Below are 18,157 nucleotides of genomic sequence, written 5' to 3'. Positions count from 1 at the left end.
ATGACCCCGACCCGCACTCCCCGCACCCCCCGCATCCCTCCCCTCCCACCCGCCCAATGGCCCCCGGTCCTACGGGCGTTGCTCGCCGACTCCCGACAGGACGGCCCCGGCCGGGAGAACCTGTTCGGCACCCTCGCCCACCACCCCGTGCTGGCCCACGCCTGGCTCTCCCTCGCCCGCGTCCTCACCCACGAGGGCACCCTCGGCCACCGCAGACGCGAGCTGATCGTCCTGCGGGTGGCCCACCGGCTCGACGCGCCCTACGTCCACGGTCGGCACCGCAACCCGGCCGCGGACGCCGGACTGACGGCCGCGGAGATCGACGCGACGGCGGCCGACCTGGACACCCACCCCTGGGCGGAGGAGGACCGCGCCCTCCTGGAGGCGGCCGACCTGCTCGCCGCCAACCACCCGGTCCCCGGGGGGCTTTGGGACCGCCTCGCCCGCGCCCTGAGCCCCGAGCAACTCGTCGAACTCCTGGTCCTGGGCGGCCAGACCGCCACCATGTGCACCACGCTCAACACCCTCCGCACCCCCTCCGACCGGCAGCCCTCTCTCACCGTGCTCCTGGACCGGGACCGCTGTTGCAGCGCCGGTCAGTGCGTCGGCGTCGCGCCCGAGGTGTTCGAGCAGGACGACACGGACGGCCTGGTCACCCTGCTCGTACCGGAGCCGGACGCGCGGTACGCCGACGAGGTGCGCTTCGCCGCCGACCTGTGCCCCAGCGGAGCCATCACGCTCGTCGACCACGAGGAGACCGCCCACCCATGACCGCGACCGTCACCTCCCTCAACCTCCCGGCCCCCTACGGCAGTTGCCCCTTCGACCCGCCCCCTGCCTACACCGCCGCCGCCCGCGAGGCCGCCGTCACCCGGGCCGTGCTGCCGGACGGCACCGCGTGCTGGCTGGTCACCGGGTACGACGAGGTACGGTCCGTGCTGGCCGACGCCCGGTTCAGCGCGGACGCGCGGACACCCGGGTTCCCGTTCCTCTCCGCCGGGCAGCGTGAACTGGCCACCGCCAAGCCGAGTTTCATCCGCATGGACGACCCCGAACACGCCCGGCTGCGCCGCATGGTCAGCAGGGACTTCCTGGTCAAGCGGATCGAGGAACTGCGCCCGGGCATCCAGGACATCGTCGACCGGGCCGTGGACCGCATGACCGAGGGCCGCACCTCGGCCGACCTGGTGGCCGACTTCGCCCTGCCGATCCCGTCGCTGGTCATCTGCCTGATGCTCGGGGTGCCGTACGAGGACCACGACCTGTTCCAGTCGCTCAGCCGCACCCTCCTCGACAACCGGACGACCCGACCGGAGGCGGAGCGCGCGCATGCCCGACTCATGGGCTATCTGGCGGGGTTGGCGGAGCGCAAGCGACGGCACCCGGCGGACGACATCCTCAGCCGGCTCGCCGCCCGCGACGACCTGACCGACCAGGAGACGGCGTCACTCGGCTTCCTGCTCCTGGTCACCGGGCACGAGTCCACCGCGAACATGACGGCCGTCAGCGTGCTCGCCCTGCTGAACCGCCCCGACCAGGCGGAACTCCTGCGCGGAGACCCGGACTTGGTGCGAGGGGCCGTAGAGGAACTCCTGCGCCACCTCACGATCATCCACCTGGGCCTGGGCCGTGCGGCGACCGAGACCGTGCGGGTGGGCGAGGTGACGATCCCGGCGGGCGAGGGCGTGATCTGCATGCTGTCCACGGCCAACCGCGACGAGCAACTCTTCGCGTCCGCACCGGACTTCGACCTCACCCGCGACGCCCGCCGCCATGTCGCCTTCGGCTACGGCAGCCACCAGTGCCTGGGCCAGACCCTGGCCCGGGTGGAACTCCAGATCGTCCTCACCACCCTGCTGCGCCGCCTGCCCGCCCTCCGCCTCGCCGTCCCCGCCGACCAACTCACGTACAACCAGGACAACATCGTGTACGGGCTGCGGGAGCTTCCGGTGACCTGGTAGCGGCGGGACCGGTCACTCCCCGGCCAGACCGGGATCGGCGCGCCCTTCGACCACCTCGCGTGCCACGACGCTCACCAGCCGCTGCCGTGAGCGCGCATGCGTGCGCAGGAGGGTGAAGGCGTCGTCGACGGTCATCTCCAGCCGGGCCGCGAGCACTCCCTTGGCCTGTTCGATGACGATGCGGTTGCTCAGGGCGAGTTCCAGCTGGGTTGCGAGGGCCCGGCTGCGGTCGGCCTCGCGCGCGCGTTCCAGGGTGACGGCGGTGAAGTCCGCCAGCGACTGGCCGAGCGTCAGTGTTCCCGGACTGAGGACGCTCTGCCGGGCGTGGGAGAGCAGCACGAGCGCGCCGCTGATTCCGGTGTGCCCGCGCAGGGGGAGGGCCACCACGCGGGCGTAGCCGAGACCCAGGGCTCTGGGGGCGTAGTGCGGCCAGCGCTGCCTGGCCGGCCGGCCGTCGAGCGCTGCCTGGGGCAGGGGAGTAAGGGCGCGGTGGCAGTCGTTTCCGGGACCTTCGCGCCAGCCGACGGCGTCGTGTTCCAGCCGGGACACCGCGGGGTCGGAGCCCGCCACGTGCGCCGCCTCGCGCTCGTCGGGGGCGAACACCACGGCTGCGGCGCCGACGCCGAGCAGGGACGGGCTGCCGTGCGCGAGGACCTCAAGGGTTCCGGCAACGTCCAGGGGGCCGTCCGTCGTACAGCCGGCCAGGGCCACGAAGACGTCGGCCAGCCGCTGTTCGGGCGTCATGGTGCCTCTCCCTCAGTCGAGTTCCGGGTCGCCGCGCAGGATCCGCCGGGAGATCACGTCGAGAGACAGTTCCTCGGCGAACGCCCGGGCCTTGATGAGTGCCAGCGCGTCGTCGACGGGACAGCCGAGCCGTGCGGAGAGCATGCCCGCGGCCTGTTGCACGGTCACCCGGTGGTCGGTGCCGCCGTAGAGGTCCGGGTCGGCGTCGGGGCCGAGCAGCACGATACGGGTGAGGGCTTCGGCGACCGCCGCGAGAGCGGCCGGTCCGGCGAGCACGGGCCGAGGGTCGAACACCGCCAGTGCGCCGATGCAACCGGCTGCCGTCCCCAGCGGAACGGCGGCCACGGAGGTGATGCCCAGGGAAGCGAGGGCGCGTCCGTAACCGGGCCAGCGCGTCTCGATCGCCGGGCCGGACGCGTGGACCGGGCGGTGTGCCGACGCGGCGTCCCGGGACGGGCCCTCGCCGAGGACGTACTCCAACTCCTGGGCGGCCCGGGACGGTTCGTCGGACACGGCGACCGCGAGCTGGTTCTGGCCGGAGTCGACCAGGGTGAGCGCCGCACTGTCCGAGCCGCACGCCTCCGCGACGCCGGTCATGAACCGCGGCTGGGCGCCCTGCCCCGGGGCCCATTCCGCCGTGCGACGGGCGAAGGCCTCCTGGAGGCTTGCCGAGGAGCGATGGCAGGCGGCCGATCGCCGGTGCGTGGCCGCGATCCGCGCGTGGAACTCGCGTCCGGGCTTCGCCGCCAGCAGTTCGTGATGGGCGGCGGCGGCCTCGGCACGCTCCGCACGTTCGAGTGCCCGGGCGGCACGGCCCAGTGCCACCGCTGCCAGACCGAGGGCTTCTTCGTGCCCCTGCGGGTTCATGTCCGAAGCGTACGCCGTGGGGTCAGTCGGAGCCGTGACTTCGGCCTTCCTCCATCAGCAGGACGACGCCTCCGTTGTGGCTGTCGAACGGCGAGCAGAACACATCGCAGACAATGGTCCTGCCGATACGGCTCAGAGCCTCCAGCGTGATCGGTCCGGAGCGTTCACGGGTGTCCATGCAGGTGCGCACTATGGGCAGCAGCACATCGGTGGGCAGTCCGAAGTCCAGTGCGAAGAACTCCTCGTCGAGGACCTCGTCCATCCGCAGCCCCCACAGGTCGACCGCACCCCGGTTCCAGCTCTTGACCTTCAGGTCGTGGTCCAGGACCACCACACCGGCCTCGATGCTGGTCAGGACGGCCGTCAGGAAAGCCCTGGCCTCGTTCAGGTCCTCGGTGCGGATGCGCATCTCGTCGTTCATGGTCTCCAGTTCCTCGTTGCCGGACTGGAGTTCCTCGTTGGTGGTCTCCAACTCCTCGTTGGTCGACTGGAGTTCCTCGTTGGTCGTCTCCAGTTCCTCGACGCTGGACTGGAGTTCTTCGTTGGTGGTCTCCAACTCCTCGTTGGTCGACTGGAGTTCCTCGTAGGCCGTCTCCAGATCCTCGCGCACCCGCTTGACCTCGGCCTTCAACTGCGAGGCCACGGTGACGTCGATGAAGGAGACGCTGGTGGCGACATGCAGGCTGTTGGGCCCGATCAGGGGCTGTACGAGGATGTCGAAGTACTGGAGGTCCTCGCCCAGCCTGCGCTCGACCCTGTTGACCCGGAGGGTCCGGCGCTCATGCGTGGACTGGTCGATCAGGGAGCGGAGTTCGACCGGCCGGTAGGAGATCTCCAGGTCCTGGAGGGGGCGGCCGATGTCGGTGGGGGTGAGGGAGAACTGGACCCTCGCCTGACTGTTGATCACCACGACGACCCCGTCGTCGTCGACGGCGATCGACGGGGTCGGGCCCGCGTCGAGGACCAGGTCGCGCAGCTGGCGGCTGCGCGCGACCGAGTGCGGTGCGATGCCCGCGCCGGCCCTGATCTTCGCCGGAGCCGGGTGGTACGGCAGCCCGGCGTCGCCCGGGCGGCGCCGGAAGATCCGCTGCCGCATGTTGACCACGTCGAACCGGTCGGCGTCGTTCAGCAGCATCTCCGCCTTCCCGAGGAACAGGAAGGCGTTCTTGCGCAGCGCGAAGTGGAATCTGTCGATGATCTGGGTCTGGGCCTCGACGTTGAAGTACATCAGGGTGTTGCGGCAGATCAGCAGGTCGAGCCGGGAGATCGGGGCGTCGCGGGTGATGTCGTGCCGCCCGAAGATCACCCGGCGCCGCAGGTCGGGACGGAAACCGAACAGCGCGCCGTTCTGCTCGAAGTACTTCTCACGCAGCTCGGCGGGGAGGGCCTCCAGGGACTTCTCCGTGTACTGGCCCGACCGGGCCTGGCGCAACGCCTCCTCGTCGATGTCCGTGGCGTAGATCTTGACGCGGCGCAGACACTCCTCCAGGCCCAGCGCCTCCGCGAACATGACGGCCAGGGAGTACGCCTCCTCGCCGCTGGAACAGCCTGCGCTCCACACCCTGATCTCCTGGTCGGGTGCGGTGTCCGCGAGCAGTTCGGGCACCACCTCCCGCTGCAGGAAGGTCCAGGCTTCCGGATCGCGGAAGAACGAGGTGACGTTGATCAGGATCGTGGTGAAGAGGGCGTCGAACTCGTCCGAGCTGGTTTCGAGGAGATCCTGGTAGTCGGTGTAGGTGCGGATACCCACGTCGTTCATCCGCTTGTGGATGCGCCGGCCCAGGGTGGAGCGTTTGTAGCCCGTGAAGTCGAAGCCGCGGGCGTCCCTGATGAAGACGAGCAGCTCCTCCAGTGCCTCGTCGGTCGCGGCGTTCTGAGATTCGCTCATCACTGCTTCTCGGCTTCGACGAGTCCGCGGACGACCGTGGCGATCTCCGCGAGGGGAAGGACGTAGTCCGCCGCTCCCGTGTCCACCGCGGCCTGCGGCATCCCCTTGAACTCCGCGGACAGCGGATCCTCGACGATCACCGTGCCGCCGCGCGACTTGACGGCGTCCACTCCCATCGCGCCGTCGCTGCCGGTCCCGGTGAGCACGCAGGCGATTGCCCGCGGTCCGTAGGCCCCGGCGACCGATTCGAAGAGGAGATCGGCGGAGGGCCGTACGAAGTGGACGAGCTCGGTGTTGGAAAGGGTCATCACACCGTCGGAGTCGATGAGGAGATGCCGGTCCGGCGGGGCGATGTACACGGTGCCGGGCAGCGCGCGCTCCTCGGCCTCCGCGAGCTTGACCGGAAGGTCGGTGCGGCGGGAGAGGACGTCGGCGATCACCGTCCGGTGCCGCGGGTCGAGGTGCTGGACCACCAGGACCGGTACCGGGAGGTCGGGGTCCAGCATCCCGAGCAGCACGATCAGCCCGTGGATGCCGCCCGCGGATGACGCGACAGCGACGATCGCGTAGGGGTCCTCATGGGACTGGTCGGCTGTCACACGGCGAGCCTAGCGGAGGCGCCACCAGGTGGCGGGGCGGTGAGGGGGCCGGCGGATGGACGGGACGAGGGGGCTCGTGCTCTTTTCCTCAACCGCGGCAAAGGCAGGTGCATATATGCGTGACGGGCGCGCGCATTCAACGTCAAGACCTTATTCCGAATTTCACTCCAACGGGGCATCCTGCGCTGCGAAGAAGGGCTTATGTATGTATTCATGATGTGCTCTCGACCTAGGATTCCCCTGTCTCGTCACCCCTGCTCCCGGTGGCCGTGAACCCCTGTCGTCATCCGCCCCGGGACCGGTGCGGACAGCCCGCTGAATTCACGGTGATGACTCCATGCCCCGGGAAACCCTCCCGTCCCTCCGATACGTCCGCGTCCACCGGACAGCAGGGCGCACGGTCGTCGAATTCCACGGTGCGATCGACATCTCCGCCGCCCTTCACCTCACTCCGGAACTCGACGCGGCGACGGGCGGCCCGAACCCCTCGGTGGTGATCGACCTGACCCCCGTCGAGTTCCTGGACTGCTCCGGGCTGAGACTGCTGTGCCGTGCTCGGCTGCGCGTCGAGGAACGGGGCGGACAACTGACGCTGGTCTGCCCCCAGCCCATGATCCGCAAGCTGCTTCGGATCACGGACCTCAGCCGGCTCTTCACCCTGTCGGCAGACCTGGACGAGGCGCTCGGCCGGCATGCGTCCGCGAGCTGACGCACCCTTCCCGCCGGTCAGAACACCCGCCCGAGGTCCTGCTGCACGATCGTCCGCATGCTGTGTTCGGCGAGTGCGGCGATGGTCATGGAGGGGTTGCAGGCGCCGGTGGAGCCGGGGATGCGGGCGCCGTCGAGGACGTACAGCCCCTTGTGGCCCAGGACGCGGCCGGTGAGGTCGACGGCGTCGCCGAACGGGACGCCGCCCAACGAGTGCCAGGTGGACGGGGCTTGGGCGTTGGTGTCGATCATGAGGCCGCCGCCCGCGGTGGCGATGTCCTGCATCTTGCCGGCGATCAGCGTCTGCAACTCGGCGTCCGTGTCGGTCGGCCAGGTGAGGACGGCGTCGTCGGCGGTGGCGTCGTAGGCCCAGGTGCCCGCGCCGTCGACGATGCCGAAGCCGACGACGGTGAGGGCCGTAACTCCCGTCTGCTGTATGGGAGATCCGGCGTGCACGACCGTCAGCGGGATGGAGCTGCTCGGGTCGCGTCCGCCGACGCAGGCCGGGCCGCCCTGCTGGGTGCCCGCGTCGCCGGTCGGGTTGATCCAGGCCCAGATGCGGTCGCCGTTGTTGCCCCACCCGGTGCCGATGGCGTCGGGCAGGTCCGGAATCAGGCCCTTGGCACGGGACTTGACCAGGAGACGGGTGGTGCCGGGCGAGCCCGCGTTGAGGAAGACCGCGTCCGCGGTGATCCGGATCTGTTCCTGGACGGTGCCCGCGGTGTCGATGCGGTCGACGGACAGCACCCACTTCTTGTTCGCGTCCATCGCGAGATCGCGCACGACGTGGAGGGGCGCGACCTGCACGAGTCCGGTCGACTCCGCCTGCGCGAGATAGGTGACGTCGATGGAGTGCTTACCGCCGTTGTTGACACCGAAAGCGATGTCGCTGGTGGTGTACGTCGGGTCGTACAGACCCTCCAACTCGCCCCGGACATAAGCCCAGTCGATGGGCAGCGGCACCTTGAACGGGGTCAGGCCCGCCTTCGGCGCGATGTCCTGGAAGAGCCGGGACGACTTGTAGGGGTCGGAGGCGAGCACGTCGTAGGGGATGGTGGAGATGCCCAGCATCCGGGAGACGGTCGGGTAGGCCCACAGGTTGAGGTCGTCGTAGAGGCCGGCCGCCTGCGGGATGGACGTGGCGAAGTCGGCCTTCGTGGGCTGCAGGGTCATGCCGTGGTACATGATCGATCCGCCGCCGACGGCTGCTCCGCACATGGCGGTCATGCCGTTTCCTACGACGGCTTCGAGCACGCCCGTGTACGGCGTCCAGGTCTGGGTGCCGCCGCCGACGACGGCGTGGTCGGTGAGCCAGGCGGAGCGGTTGTCCATATTCGCGAAGCGGCAGAACGTGGTCGCGTTCGGGCCGGTCGGCCAGCGCAGTCCGCGCTCCAACACCAGGGTGGAGACGCCGGCTTGGGCCAGCCGTAACGCGGTGACGCCACCGCCGAAACCGGTGCCGACGACGACGGCCCGTTCGCGGAGTTCGGTGACGGCGGCCCGGGTCGAGGCGGCGGCCCGGGTCTGTCCGGTGGCGGCCAGGGCGACCGCCCCGAGGGCGGTCGCACCGAGCAGGCCGCGGCGGCTGAGGGTGGGGTGGGGGGAGGTGTGTTCGGGCATGGGGGGACTCCGGCAACCGTAGGGGGAGTGCGAGTCGCCGGGAGCGTAGCGTGGATGAGCATGCCACTGTCAACAGATGGAAATGTAATTCTCGAAATGGAGAGTGTCACTGTCGTCGAATGGTGTGGCGGTGGGTCGCGGTCAAGTGCGCGCGCCTGAACGACGACCGGACGGTGAGTGGACGAGTGGTCAGAGTCAGGGCTGGACCGGCATGGTCCAGCAGTTGGAGGCGGTCGGCTTGCCGGAGAGGCGGGCGGTGAGCCAGGAGATGGCGGCGCCCTGGTCGGTGAGCAGGGGTGCGAAGTGGTTGAGCAGCGCGCTGCCGACGCTGGGCAGGACGACGGCCTTGTACGTGACGTCGGCGCCCTTCGCGCACCAGTCGAGGGCGAGCCTGCGGGCCTGGGCGTGCGGGACGAGGTTGTCGCTGACGCCGGTGGCCAGGCGGACGGGCCCGGAGGGCTTCAACGTGCCGATGCGCTGCTCGTCAAGGAAGGCCTGAAGCGCGGGAGTTGACGCGATGATGTCGCTGATGGACTGCCCGTCCGTGGTCCAACTGCTGCTCTTCGTATAGGCGTAGCCGAAGAGCGCGTCGGCGACGCACATCGTCGACAGGTCGGTGAGCGCGGCCTTCCCGGCGTCGTTGAGATGCGCCTCGGCGAGCTGCTTCAGGTCGGGGTCGGACTGCAGGAAGCCGTTGAGCGACCAGCCGAGCGCGCCCGCGAGTTCGCTGCCGTCGATGGCCTTGGTGACCGAGGTCAGATCGGCGGGCGGGGCACCGGCGTAGGTCCCGGACAGGGTGACGTCGGGGGCGTAGGACGACTGGAGTTCGGCCGCGGCGGCGGTCGCTCCGCCTCCCTGGCTGTAGCCGTAGAGCCCGACCGGCGAGTGTGCGGTGACCGAGGTGCCGGGGACCGTACGGGCGGCGCGTACGGCGTCCAGCACCGCGTGCGCCTCGTCGATCCGGTTGACGTAGGTGTGCAGCCGGTCGGTGGCACCCAGGCCGACGTAGTCGGTGACGACGACGGCGATGCCCTTCGCGAGGAGGCGGTAGATCGCCAGATCCTCGTAACCGACGGACACCGTCTGGCTGTTGAGGGACAGCGGGTGCTCAAGTCCCATCGACGCGGAGCACTGGTCGCCCTGTCCCAGGGTGCCGGGGGCGACCGCGACGAGGGGGCGCGGGCCGTCGCCGGTCCAGTCGGCGGACGGTTCGATGTAGGCGCCGGTGACGGCGACGGGCTGTCCGTTCGAGTCGGTGGACTTGTACATCAGCCGGGTCGCGGTGCCGGGGAGCGGGCCGTCGAGGCCGGGCAGGCTCAGGGCGAGGGGGAGGGGCTCGCTGCGGACGAGGGTGCCGTCGGCGGCGGGCAGGGCGGTGGGCGGGTCGTAGAACGCGGGGATGGTGACGCCTCTGGACACGACCTCGCCAGAGGCGGTGGCGGCGGTGGTCGCAGCGGTGGCAGTCGTGACGGCGAGGGCCTGGGTGCCGAGGCAGGCGGCGGCGGTGACTGCGGCGGCGAGCAGGCTTCGTGTGCGTGCGGGCATGGCGAACCTCCTGTGGAGCGGCCGTCCGGAGAGTGGTTCGCCTGGAACTTACCTGCGGGTAAGTTACTCGTGATACCAGTCGGTAGGTTACGTTTCGGTAATGTGACGGTAGGTCAACGCCCGGCGACCCGCTCCAGGAACCCGGCGACCGCCTCCGGCTCGCTCACCATCAGGTCGTGACCGGTGTCGATGTCCCACAACCGCCCGGCCGCGCGCGCCGGTTCGAGGTCCGCGGGTGCGCGGTACGGCAGGGTCGACGTGCATACGATCTGGGACTGCGGAAGCGCACGCACCCTCGCCTCGTTCGTGAGCCGCAGCGGCTGGCTGAAGCACTTCCAGGGATGGGGCGTGATCTTCGGCGCCAGCCAGGCGATGTCGTCCGGATCGGTCAACCCGTAGTAGGGCATGGGCCCTTCGCCGGGGAAGTTCACCAGCTCGACCCCGTCGACCACCCGCCCCATGGCGCGCGAGGCGGCCATCAACTCCGGCGCGAGATCGGCGAGGGACTGCCCGTTCGCCGGGGTGGCCGCGTCCAGGTAGACGAGGTGACCGACGTGGTCGAGGGCGCGGTCGGCGGCACCGGTGATGACCATCCCGCCGTAGCTGTGCCCGACGAGGACGGCATCGAACAGCCCCTCGTAATGCAGGAGTTGGACGACGTCCGTGATGTGGGTGTCGAGGTCGACGCCCGGCCCGAGCAGATGCGCCCGCTCACCGAGCCCGGTGAGTGTCGGGGCGTACACGTCATGGCCGGCCGCCCGCAGGATCCGCGCGACGCGCTGATAGCACCAACCGCCGTGACTGCCGCCGTGCACGAGAACGTACGTGGCCATGCGGGGGCCTCCTGTATCCGGCGCGGATCGCGTTCGGTTCCTACCCGACAACTGTCGGATAACCACCAGGTGTTGGAGAGAATACTGTTGCCGCATGCCAGCACAACCCCTTGAACACCAGGGCCTCCCCGACCCCCGCGTCCTGCGCTCCCGAGCCGCCCTGGAAGCCGCCCTGCGCGAACTGGTCACCGAGCGCGACCTGCGCCAGATATCCGTCGCCGACCTCACCAAACGCGCCGGCGTCAACCGCTCGACGTTCTACGAGCACTACGTCGACGTCCACGACCTGGCCGTCGCGGCGTGCACGGCGACGTACGACCAGTTGGTGGCCGTAGCGCCGATCCCGCACGGCCAACTGGCCCCGGATGGTGGCCCGTTGCCGAACCCCCTGCCCGCCCTCTTCACCCATGTCGCCGAACACGCCCCCCTGTACCGCGCCCTCCTCTGCGACGAGGGCAGCGCCCGGATGATCAACCACCTCCTCCACCGCGTCACCCTCGCGGCCCGTATCGGCCGGGGCCTGCCCGCCGACACCGACACCACCGACCCGGTCTCCGCCTTCCTCGCCGGCGCGGTCCTGGGCACGGTCATCGACTGGCTACGGCGCGACTGCCCCGGCACACCGGAGGAGATCGGGGCGGCGATCTGGCCGTACGCGGTGGCGTGTGCGGAGGTCTCGGACATCCCCTCGACCTGACCAACTCCCGGGTGTGGCCTGGGGTGTTGCGGCCCTTCCGCATGGCATGTACTTTCCATCATGGAAAGTACATGCCACGTGATGGAGGTTGTCATGAACGACGGCTCGCGGGATCTGGAGCGGCTTCAACAGCAACGGACGGCGTTGGCACAGCGGTTGAGGCTTCCGTGGTGGTATCTGGCGGCGACCGCCGTGCTGGTGGCTGTGCTGCTGGGCCTGCCGTTCCTGCAGCCGCGGTACGTTTCCGACGATGCGGGCCAGGCGTCGTCGCTGGTGTTGATCCTGATCCAGTTCGGCCTGAGCCGCCTGCTGGAGAACACGACCGGTGTGAAGTACCGGAGCCGGAACATGTACTACCCGTCGGCCCGACCCGTCATGTGGGTCACGTGCGCGGTGGCGGCGGCATCCGTCGCGGGCGAGGGTGTACTCCTCAGGAGCGGGGACACCGTGCTCGCCGTCACGGTGGTGGTCGTCACGGTGGCGGCGGTGGTGGGCATTCTGCTGTGGCAGAACGCGGCGATCCGTCTCGACATCCGGCAAGGGCGAGCGGTTTCACGATGACCGGACGTGAACGACGCGGGCGACTGGACGAGATCATCCATCCCGTGACCCGGCTGTCGATCTGCGGACTGCTCGCCGCCGGCCCGCAGTGGGTGGAGTTCTCCGTCGTGCGGGACACCGTGGGGGTGAGCGATTCGGTGCTGTCCAAGCAGTCCCGGATCCTGGAGGACGCCGGCTACCTCGCCGTACGCAAAGGGGCGATCGGACGACGTCCACGCACCTGGTTCCGGCTCACGGACGAGGGCCGCACCGCGTTCACCGAACACCTCACCTGGCTGCAGAACGCCGCGCGGCTCGCCGCCGACCATGCACCGGGCGACGACGGGGACCCGGAGGGTTGAAGGGGGGCGAGGTGAGTGCGGGCGAGGGACGGGAGCAGTGGTTCCTCCTCGACTGGGCGGCCGAGCAAGGGAGTTGCCCCGGGGTCGACCGAACCGGGCCCCCGGACCACCCAGGCCACCCAGGCCACCCGGGCCTTCGTGGCCGGCCGTTGCCGCGCTATCCCGCGTCGTTCGCCGACAACCGCCGGGTGATCCGGTCGAACAGTTCCGACAGCGGTTCGCCGACGTCCAGGCCGAACTCGGTGAGCCCGTAGGTGACTTGGGGCGGTGTCGTCGGCTCGACCTCCCGCCAGACCAGGCCGTCCTGGACCAGTGCGCGCAGGGTCTGGGCGAGCATCTTCTCGCTGATGCCCTGGATGCTCTCGCGCAGCTCGTAGAACCGGAGGCTGTTGCTCCGCAGGGCGATCAGCACCCAGACGCCCCATCTGCTGGTCACGTGATCGACCACGTCGCGAGCGAGGCAGTCGGTGTGAAACACGTCATACCGCTTCCCTGTCTCGACCTGCCCGTGCTGCACACCTTCCGTCACGTCATGAGCTTACCTCGGGGTATGTCCTTACTGAAAGTTAGCCCGGCTCCTAGCGTGAGGACCACAGAAGAAGTGCAGTACAGGTGACGAGGAGCTGAACATGATCGTGGTGACCGGGGCCACCGGGAACATCGGCCGGCCGTTGACGCGGGCGTTGGCCGAGGTGGGGCAGCAGGTGACGGCGGTGTCGCGGCACACGGCGGCGGTGCCGGACGGCGTACGCCACGTGGTGGCCGACCTCGCGGAACCGGCGGGCCTCAAGCCCGCGCTGGCCGGAGCGAAGGCGCTGTTCCTGCTGCTGTCCGGCGACCTGCACGCCGCCGGAGCGAGCCCCGCCGACATCGTCCGCGCGGCCGAGGCCGCCGGAGTCCGCCGGGTCGTCCTGCTCTCCACCCAGGGCGTGGCGACCAGGCCCTTCGGCGCGACGCGGATCGCGATGCGCGCACTGGAGGACGTACTGCGGGAGTCCGACCTGGAGTGGGCCGTCCTGCGGCCGGGCGGCTTCGCCTCCAACGCCCTGTGGTGGGTCGAGTCCATCCGCGCGCGGGGGGTCGTAGCCGCGCCCTTCGGTGACATCGGGGTGCCGATCATCGACCCGGCGGACATCGCCGAGGTCGCGGCGGCCTGCCTGCTGGACGACCAACACACCGGCGGCGTCTACGAGTTGACCGGCCCGGAGGTGATCACGCCACGCGATCAGGCGGAGGCCATCGCCGCCGCGCTGGGATCACCGGTACGGTTCCACGACCTCACCCGCGAGGAGGCCAAGGCCGCCATGTCCCAGAGCATGCCGGCGGAACTCGCCGAGGACACCCTGACCATCCTCGGCGCCCCGAGCCCGGCCGAACTGCGCATCAGCCCGGACGTCGAGCGGGTCCTGGGGCGGGGGCCGCGCTGGTTCGCGGACTGGGCGGTGCGCAATGTCGAGGCGTTCCGCTAGGGCCGGTTGGCGCCGATGCTGGAACTGTTCGGTGATCCGCTGCTGACAGTCGAGGAACCTGATCAGCGGCGGTGAGGCCGCCCTGTGACTGCGGCATGATCCGCCGGGCAGGCAGATCCTGGTCCCGCGGGGAACGGAAGTGGCCGTCGTCGTGCTTAGAGTCGTCGTGCTTAGGCTGGAGACCCGACCGAAGCCGACATCACCCCGAACGGCTCTCCCGACCAGAACCCCGGTCCCGGTCCCGTACCCGCCCCGGCCCCTTTCGCTGTCGCCGGTCTACCGCTGCGCGACCTCGCGGGTTTCGCCCACCGCTGGGTCGACGCGGAAGGAATCAGGCTGCACGCCGTAGAAGGCGTTGAGGGCGTTCATTGATCACACGGGTGTCAGGTAGGCATCGGCCCTCGACGGCTCTGCTCTCACAGGGGAATGAGAGCCGGCCCGCGGTCCCCCTTTCTCCCGAGCCTTGGCGGAGGGCAGGATCTTGGGCATGAGGATTCTGGTCTTGGGCGGTACGTGGTTCCTGGGGAAGAGCATCGTCGAGGAGGCCCTGTGCCGCGGCTGGGACGTGACGGCGTTCAACCGCGGCCGCTCAGGTCAGGATGTGCCAGGGGTGCACTCGTTCCGTGGTGATCGTACCGACGTACCGGACCTCAACAGGCTTACTCATCAGGGCCCTTGGGACGCCGTGATCGACACGTCGAGTTCCGAGCTGCCGCCGCGCGACGTACGACTGGCTGCACAAGCCCTGCGCGATACGACCTCGCGATGGGTACACGTCTCGACCGTGTCGGTGTACGCGGGGTGGCCGCACCAGCCCCTGACCGATTCGGCCGAGGTGTTGGACTGCCCACCGGACGCGGACGGGTCCTTCGGTTACACCGGCGCGGACGGTTCGCCCACCAAGTACGGGTTCCAGAAGGCCGGTGGGGAGAGAGCGATCACCGAGGCGTTCGGTGAGCGGGCGGTGTTTCTGCGACCGGGGGTCATCCTCGGGCCGGGTGAGTACGTGGGGCGGCTGCCGTGGTGGCTGAACCGGGCGGCCCGTGGTGGACCGGTGCTCGCGCCCGCACCGGCTGGCCGGGTCATCCAGCCGGTCGACGTACGCGATGTCGCGAGGTTCGTCGTGGACCAGGCAGCCGCAACAACCGGCGGCGCTTACAACGTGGCCCACCCGGAGGGGCTGACCTTCGAGGACTTCCTGCTCGCCTGCCTCGCCGTCACCGAGTCGGACGGTCATGTGGTGTGGGCGGAGCCGGAGTTGCTCGTCGAATACGAGGTGCGACAGTGGACCGAGCTGCCGTTGTGGCGTACGCATGCGGGCGCATGGTCGGTCGACGCCTCCCGCGCGGTGGCGGCCGGCCTGCGCTGCCGCCCGCTGACCGAGACGATCACGGACACATGGGCGTGGCTACGGGCCGACGGTCGTCCTGTGGATCACCCGCGCTGGGCGGAACACGGTCTCGCTCCCCAGAAGGAGGCCAAGATCCTGGCTGCCCTGGCCTCCACATCGCGAAACTGAACGGCCCGTCCAACGGAGGCACGGTCACAACCAGCCGCTCAGCTCACCTTCGAGGGGGGCTCATGCAGCGCCTTCCACGAAGACCGTGCGGCCGTGGGGGCTGATGTGGACGCCGTGGATGACGTAGGGACCGACGTCGATTCCGCGGGTGGCCATGTCGAGAGCCCAGAGTCGTTCTATTTGGACCTGCTGTTCCGGTGTGATGGGGCGCTTGCGGGGCGGTGCGTCGAGGTAGGGCCGTACCGGGTTGAGGGTGTCGACGAACGGTCGGTTTTCGGCTGCGTCGATCGCGTACGGGCTCTTGTGGGGCGGGAGGGGCCTGCGGGCGGCGGGCTTGGGGGCCGCCGGGGGTGCGATGGGTGGTAAGGCGGCGCGTCGCGAACCAGTCGCGGGGAACAGAAGAGCGCAGAGGGCATGGAATGCCCGCGCGATAAGGTCTTTCACGTTCGTCAGCTCCTCTATAGCTGATCGGACTGCGCCCCGGGACGGTTGCCTCCGTCCTGGGGCGCTCTTGTTGGCGCCGACTGTAGCCCTTTACGTCAGCACACGTAAAGGGACGTAAGGGTCCGTAGAGTTGCGTATCTGGATGTGTCTCCAGGTAGGGCGGGGTCTACCATCGGGCCATGACGTATGGGCCTGATGGCGAGATCGAGCGCGATGTGCCGGACGCACCGTTCGAGCAACTGGCCGGCATCCTGCGCGCCCGGATCCAGCGGGGCGACTGGAAGCCGAACCGGGCGATCACTTCCGAGTCCCGGCTCGGGGACGAGTTCGGCCTTTCCCGTCCGACGGTGCGGCGGGCCATCGCCCTCCTCGTCGACGAGGGCTGGTTGTTCGTCCGGCAAGGGCGCGGAACCTACGTCGCGGAGCGAACGGCGCAGGCACCCGCGGACGATTCCGGCGACGCTTCCTAGCCGACGGCAGCGGACTCCCCGGGCTCGTCCAGCCACGCGGTCTGCCCTTCCGCGTCGACGGTGAGCCCGAACCGCTCATGCCCCGGCCTGCCTACGCTCTCCCACCACCCATAGGCCGACTCCACCTCGTCCCACAGCCGGCGCGGCCCCGACTGGTAGACGGTCGTCTCGGTGCGGCCCTCGCGGAAGAAGGCGCAGGCCCAGGACGTGTCGTCGAGCCCGTAGAACCAGACCGGCCGGGCGCCCTCGCGTTTCGACGCGACGCTGTGGGTGCATCGCGGAACACGAAGACCGATCGCGAATACGGCCGTATCGAACGCGCCTCCGGTGAACACCCCCTCCGGCAGGGTCGTCGACGAGGTCTTCGCTCCCCGCACTCCGGTCGGCGCATAGGCGTTGTGCCCGGCGAAGGGGAGACGCTGCGAGCGGAGTTTCATGAACTCGACGGGGCCGGTGAACAGTCCTGAGGCGCCCGCGCCGTCAGCCGAGACGACCAGTCGGGCTACGGCGTCCTGGTTGCTGAAGTGCGTTCCCCAGGGTGCCACGATCACGCCGCCCGGCGAGGTCTGCTTCACCCAGGCGAAGGGCACCTCGCGCAACCCCACCGTGGCGATCACGCGGTCGTAGGGAGCGCCCCTCTCGTACCCCTCGAAGCCGTCTCCGGTGATGACGGTGACGGGCAACCGGGCCCGTTCGAGTGCCGCCCGGGCTGCCGCCGCGATGGCGGGATCGACTTCCACTGACACGACTTGGGAGAGTCCGAGGCGTACGCCGAGCAGGGCGGCGTTGTAGCCGGTACCGGCGCCGATCTCCAACACCCGGTCGCCCAGGCGGACTTCGAGATCCCGCAGCATCGAGAACACGACCGACGGCATGGAGATGGAGCTGGTGGGGACGTCGCCGGGTTCCGGTCCGCGATGCCGGCCGTCGTCCCACTGGGTGACGATCGGGACGTTGTCCTCCGTGTATCGGTGCCACAGTTCCGGGTCTTGGGTCCTGTCGACTGTCACGGTCCGGGCGGTGGCCATGTCGTACGGCCACATGAGATCCGGCAGGAACGCGCTTCGCCGGACGAGGGCGAACGAGGGAAGCCAATCGGAGTTCAGCGCCCCCGACTTGAGCAGGGAGCAGCCCAACTCGGTGCGCACCCCGTGATTCTCGGAATCCATCAGCGCGGACCACCGTCGGGGGAGGGCGGCTCGGGCGGCACGGGCCACGGCTCGCCCGGCAGACCGTCACCGCCGTCTCCCCCTCCGGCGTGCATTGTTTCCAGCATCATGTTGTTCCTCTCTCGCTAGTACACGGTTGGTCGGCTCGTCCGACATTCCGTTCGTGAGCAATCCGCGAACGGATCAGAGCCGGTCAACGACAGGAAGATCACAGGCCGTACGGTCCACTCGATCCACGCGTCATGGGTGCTGAGAGAAAACCCGCAGGGCTCTCCTCGGTGCAGAGCTGCGATGGCGCCGATGCAACCGTCCCCGTCGGCCCAGGCCACAGCACGGAAGATCTCCTGCGTCGGGAGCGCGGCCACCGACGTCCGCACATCTACCCGGATCTTGCGGACAGCCTGAGCTGGGTTGGTTGTGGCGTGGCAATCGACGGACAAGACGTCGGTGCTGGACAACGACCGATATCTGATTCGCTGGTACCAGAACCCCGGTTGTGTGAAGTCCTGGGCTACGCACTTCGCCGCAGAGACCTCACCCTGCCGACGGTCCCGTGGTGGGGCCTCTACGTCTCGGGGCATATGCCAGCACTCCCAACCAGGTTGGCCATGGCCCCGGTTTTCCGGGGATGGGGTCTCTCCGTCTTCAACCCTGGTGCCGAGCAACGCTGCTGCCTTCCCTCTCACGGGTACCCCCATGATGGGTAGGCTGATAGTCAAGTC

At 69.5% G+C, this 18,157-nt stretch carries 19 protein-coding genes and 1 pseudogene; 10 read left to right on the top strand and 10 right to left on the bottom strand.

Going from position 1 to position 18,157, the window contains the following annotated elements; translation table 11 throughout:
• Both AB0I69_RS06945 and AB0I69_RS06940 read left to right on the top strand, forming a co-directional pair.
• Positions 1-771: a ferredoxin gene (locus AB0I69_RS06945; RefSeq protein ID WP_363094522.1), complete on the top strand. Its 771-nt coding sequence runs from the start codon at positions 1-3 to the stop codon at positions 769-771.
• Positions 768-1,961 (top strand): cytochrome P450, encoded by a 1,194-nt coding sequence (locus tag AB0I69_RS06940; RefSeq protein ID WP_363094521.1) that lies wholly within the window; start codon positions 768-770, stop codon positions 1,959-1,961. The genes AB0I69_RS06945 and AB0I69_RS06940 overlap by 4 nt, the downstream gene beginning before the upstream one ends.
• A gap of 12 nt (positions 1,962-1,973) precedes the next feature.
• Here AB0I69_RS06940 and AB0I69_RS06935 read toward each other — a convergent pair whose 3' ends face one another.
• From AB0I69_RS06935 to AB0I69_RS06920, 4 genes are read right to left on the bottom strand one after another with little or no spacing between them, the layout of a single operon-like run.
• Positions 1,974-2,705 (bottom strand): ANTAR domain-containing protein, encoded by a 732-nt coding sequence (locus AB0I69_RS06935; RefSeq protein ID WP_363094520.1) that lies wholly within the window; start codon positions 2,703-2,705, stop codon positions 1,974-1,976.
• 12 nt (positions 2,706-2,717) lie between these two features.
• Complete coding sequence (locus AB0I69_RS06930; RefSeq protein ID WP_363094518.1) at positions 2,718-3,572, bottom strand: GAF and ANTAR domain-containing protein; 855 nt, start codon at positions 3,570-3,572, stop codon at positions 2,718-2,720.
• A 22-nt stretch (positions 3,573-3,594) separates the two neighbouring features.
• Positions 3,595-5,460, bottom strand: a complete 1,866-nt coding sequence (locus AB0I69_RS06925) for a CheR family methyltransferase (RefSeq protein ID WP_363094517.1) — start codon at positions 5,458-5,460, stop codon at positions 3,595-3,597.
• Positions 5,460-6,059: a chemotaxis protein CheB gene (locus AB0I69_RS06920; protein ID WP_363094516.1), complete on the bottom strand. Its 600-nt coding sequence runs from the start codon at positions 6,057-6,059 to the stop codon at positions 5,460-5,462. Before AB0I69_RS06920 ends, AB0I69_RS06925 begins: the two co-directional genes overlap by 1 nt.
• 337 nt (positions 6,060-6,396) lie before the next feature.
• On the opposite strand from AB0I69_RS06920, the gene AB0I69_RS06915 reads away from it, so the two are divergent.
• A complete protein-coding gene (locus tag AB0I69_RS06915) occupies positions 6,397-6,768 on the top strand; it encodes an STAS domain-containing protein (RefSeq protein WP_363094515.1) in 372 nt (123 codons plus the stop codon).
• A gap of 17 nt (positions 6,769-6,785) precedes the next feature.
• Here AB0I69_RS06915 and AB0I69_RS06910 read toward each other — a convergent pair whose 3' ends face one another.
• The 3 genes from AB0I69_RS06910 to AB0I69_RS06900 form a co-directional block, all read right to left on the bottom strand.
• The gene (locus tag AB0I69_RS06910; protein WP_363094514.1) at positions 6,786-8,387 is read right to left on the bottom strand and encodes a GMC oxidoreductase; all 1,602 of its coding nucleotides are present in this window, start codon (positions 8,385-8,387) and stop codon (positions 6,786-6,788) included.
• Positions 8,388-8,582: 195 nt separating this feature from the next.
• Positions 8,583-9,932, bottom strand: a complete 1,350-nt coding sequence (locus AB0I69_RS06905) for a lipase family protein (RefSeq protein WP_363094513.1) — start codon at positions 9,930-9,932, stop codon at positions 8,583-8,585.
• A 113-nt stretch (positions 9,933-10,045) separates the two neighbouring features.
• Entirely contained in the window at positions 10,046-10,765 is a 720-nt protein-coding gene (locus tag AB0I69_RS06900; RefSeq protein WP_363094512.1) for an alpha/beta hydrolase family protein, read from the bottom strand.
• Between the two features lie 94 nt (positions 10,766-10,859).
• Here AB0I69_RS06900 and AB0I69_RS06895 point away from each other — a divergent pair, with 94 nt between their 5' ends.
• The 3 genes from AB0I69_RS06895 (at position 10,860) to AB0I69_RS06885 (ending at position 12,364) form a co-directional block, all read left to right on the top strand.
• Entirely contained in the window at positions 10,860-11,462 is a 603-nt protein-coding gene (locus AB0I69_RS06895) for a TetR/AcrR family transcriptional regulator C-terminal domain-containing protein (protein ID WP_363094511.1), read from the top strand.
• 93 nt (positions 11,463-11,555) lie between these two features.
• Positions 11,556-12,023, top strand: a complete 468-nt coding sequence (locus AB0I69_RS06890) for a hypothetical protein (protein WP_363094510.1) — start codon at positions 11,556-11,558, stop codon at positions 12,021-12,023.
• The gene (locus tag AB0I69_RS06885; RefSeq protein ID WP_363094509.1) at positions 12,020-12,364 is read left to right on the top strand and encodes a transcriptional regulator; all 345 of its coding nucleotides are present in this window, start codon (positions 12,020-12,022) and stop codon (positions 12,362-12,364) included. Before AB0I69_RS06890 ends, AB0I69_RS06885 begins: the two co-directional genes overlap by 4 nt.
• A gap of 157 nt (positions 12,365-12,521) precedes the next feature.
• Here AB0I69_RS06885 and AB0I69_RS06880 read toward each other — a convergent pair whose 3' ends face one another.
• Positions 12,522-12,893 carry a helix-turn-helix domain-containing protein gene (locus tag AB0I69_RS06880; protein WP_363094508.1) on the bottom strand — a complete coding sequence of 124 codons (372 nt, stop codon included), beginning with the start codon at positions 12,891-12,893 and terminating at the stop codon, positions 12,522-12,524.
• Positions 12,894-12,993: 100 nt separating this feature from the next.
• Here AB0I69_RS06880 and AB0I69_RS06875 point away from each other — a divergent pair, with 100 nt between their 5' ends.
• The 3 genes and pseudogenes from AB0I69_RS06875 to AB0I69_RS06865 all read left to right on the top strand — a co-directional run bounded on the left by AB0I69_RS06875 (position 12,994) and on the right by AB0I69_RS06865 (position 15,352).
• On the top strand, positions 12,994-13,833 hold the full coding sequence (locus tag AB0I69_RS06875; RefSeq protein ID WP_363094507.1) for an NAD(P)H-binding protein: 840 nt from the start codon (positions 12,994-12,996) through the stop codon (positions 13,831-13,833).
• A gap of 198 nt (positions 13,834-14,031) precedes the next feature.
• Positions 14,032-14,187, top strand: a pseudogene (locus AB0I69_RS06870) (alpha/beta hydrolase); the annotation flags it as partial.
• 133 nt (positions 14,188-14,320) lie between these two features.
• Entirely contained in the window at positions 14,321-15,352 is a 1,032-nt protein-coding gene (locus AB0I69_RS06865; protein ID WP_363094506.1) for an NAD-dependent epimerase/dehydratase family protein, read from the top strand.
• Positions 15,353-15,412: 60 nt separating this feature from the next.
• Here AB0I69_RS06865 and AB0I69_RS06860 read toward each other — a convergent pair whose 3' ends face one another.
• Entirely contained in the window at positions 15,413-15,796 is a 384-nt protein-coding gene (locus tag AB0I69_RS06860) for a hypothetical protein (protein WP_363094505.1), read from the bottom strand.
• A 179-nt stretch (positions 15,797-15,975) separates the two neighbouring features.
• Between AB0I69_RS06860 and AB0I69_RS06855 the strand changes: the two genes are divergently transcribed.
• Positions 15,976-16,266 (top strand): GntR family transcriptional regulator, encoded by a 291-nt coding sequence (locus AB0I69_RS06855; RefSeq protein WP_363094504.1) that lies wholly within the window; start codon positions 15,976-15,978, stop codon positions 16,264-16,266.
• On the opposite strand, the gene AB0I69_RS06850 is transcribed toward AB0I69_RS06855, so the two are convergent.
• Positions 16,263-17,435: a methyltransferase domain-containing protein gene (locus AB0I69_RS06850; protein WP_363094503.1), complete on the bottom strand. Its 1,173-nt coding sequence runs from the start codon at positions 17,433-17,435 to the stop codon at positions 16,263-16,265. The two genes, AB0I69_RS06855 and AB0I69_RS06850, sit on opposite strands and share 4 nt — an antisense overlap.
• Positions 17,436-18,157 lie beyond the last annotated feature (722 nt).

This window comes from Streptomyces sp. NPDC050508 (assembly GCF_040655155.1).
Taxonomy (GTDB): domain Bacteria; phylum Actinomycetota; class Actinomycetes; order Streptomycetales; family Streptomycetaceae; genus Streptomyces.
This window is presented reverse-complemented; position numbering and strand designations above follow the sequence as displayed.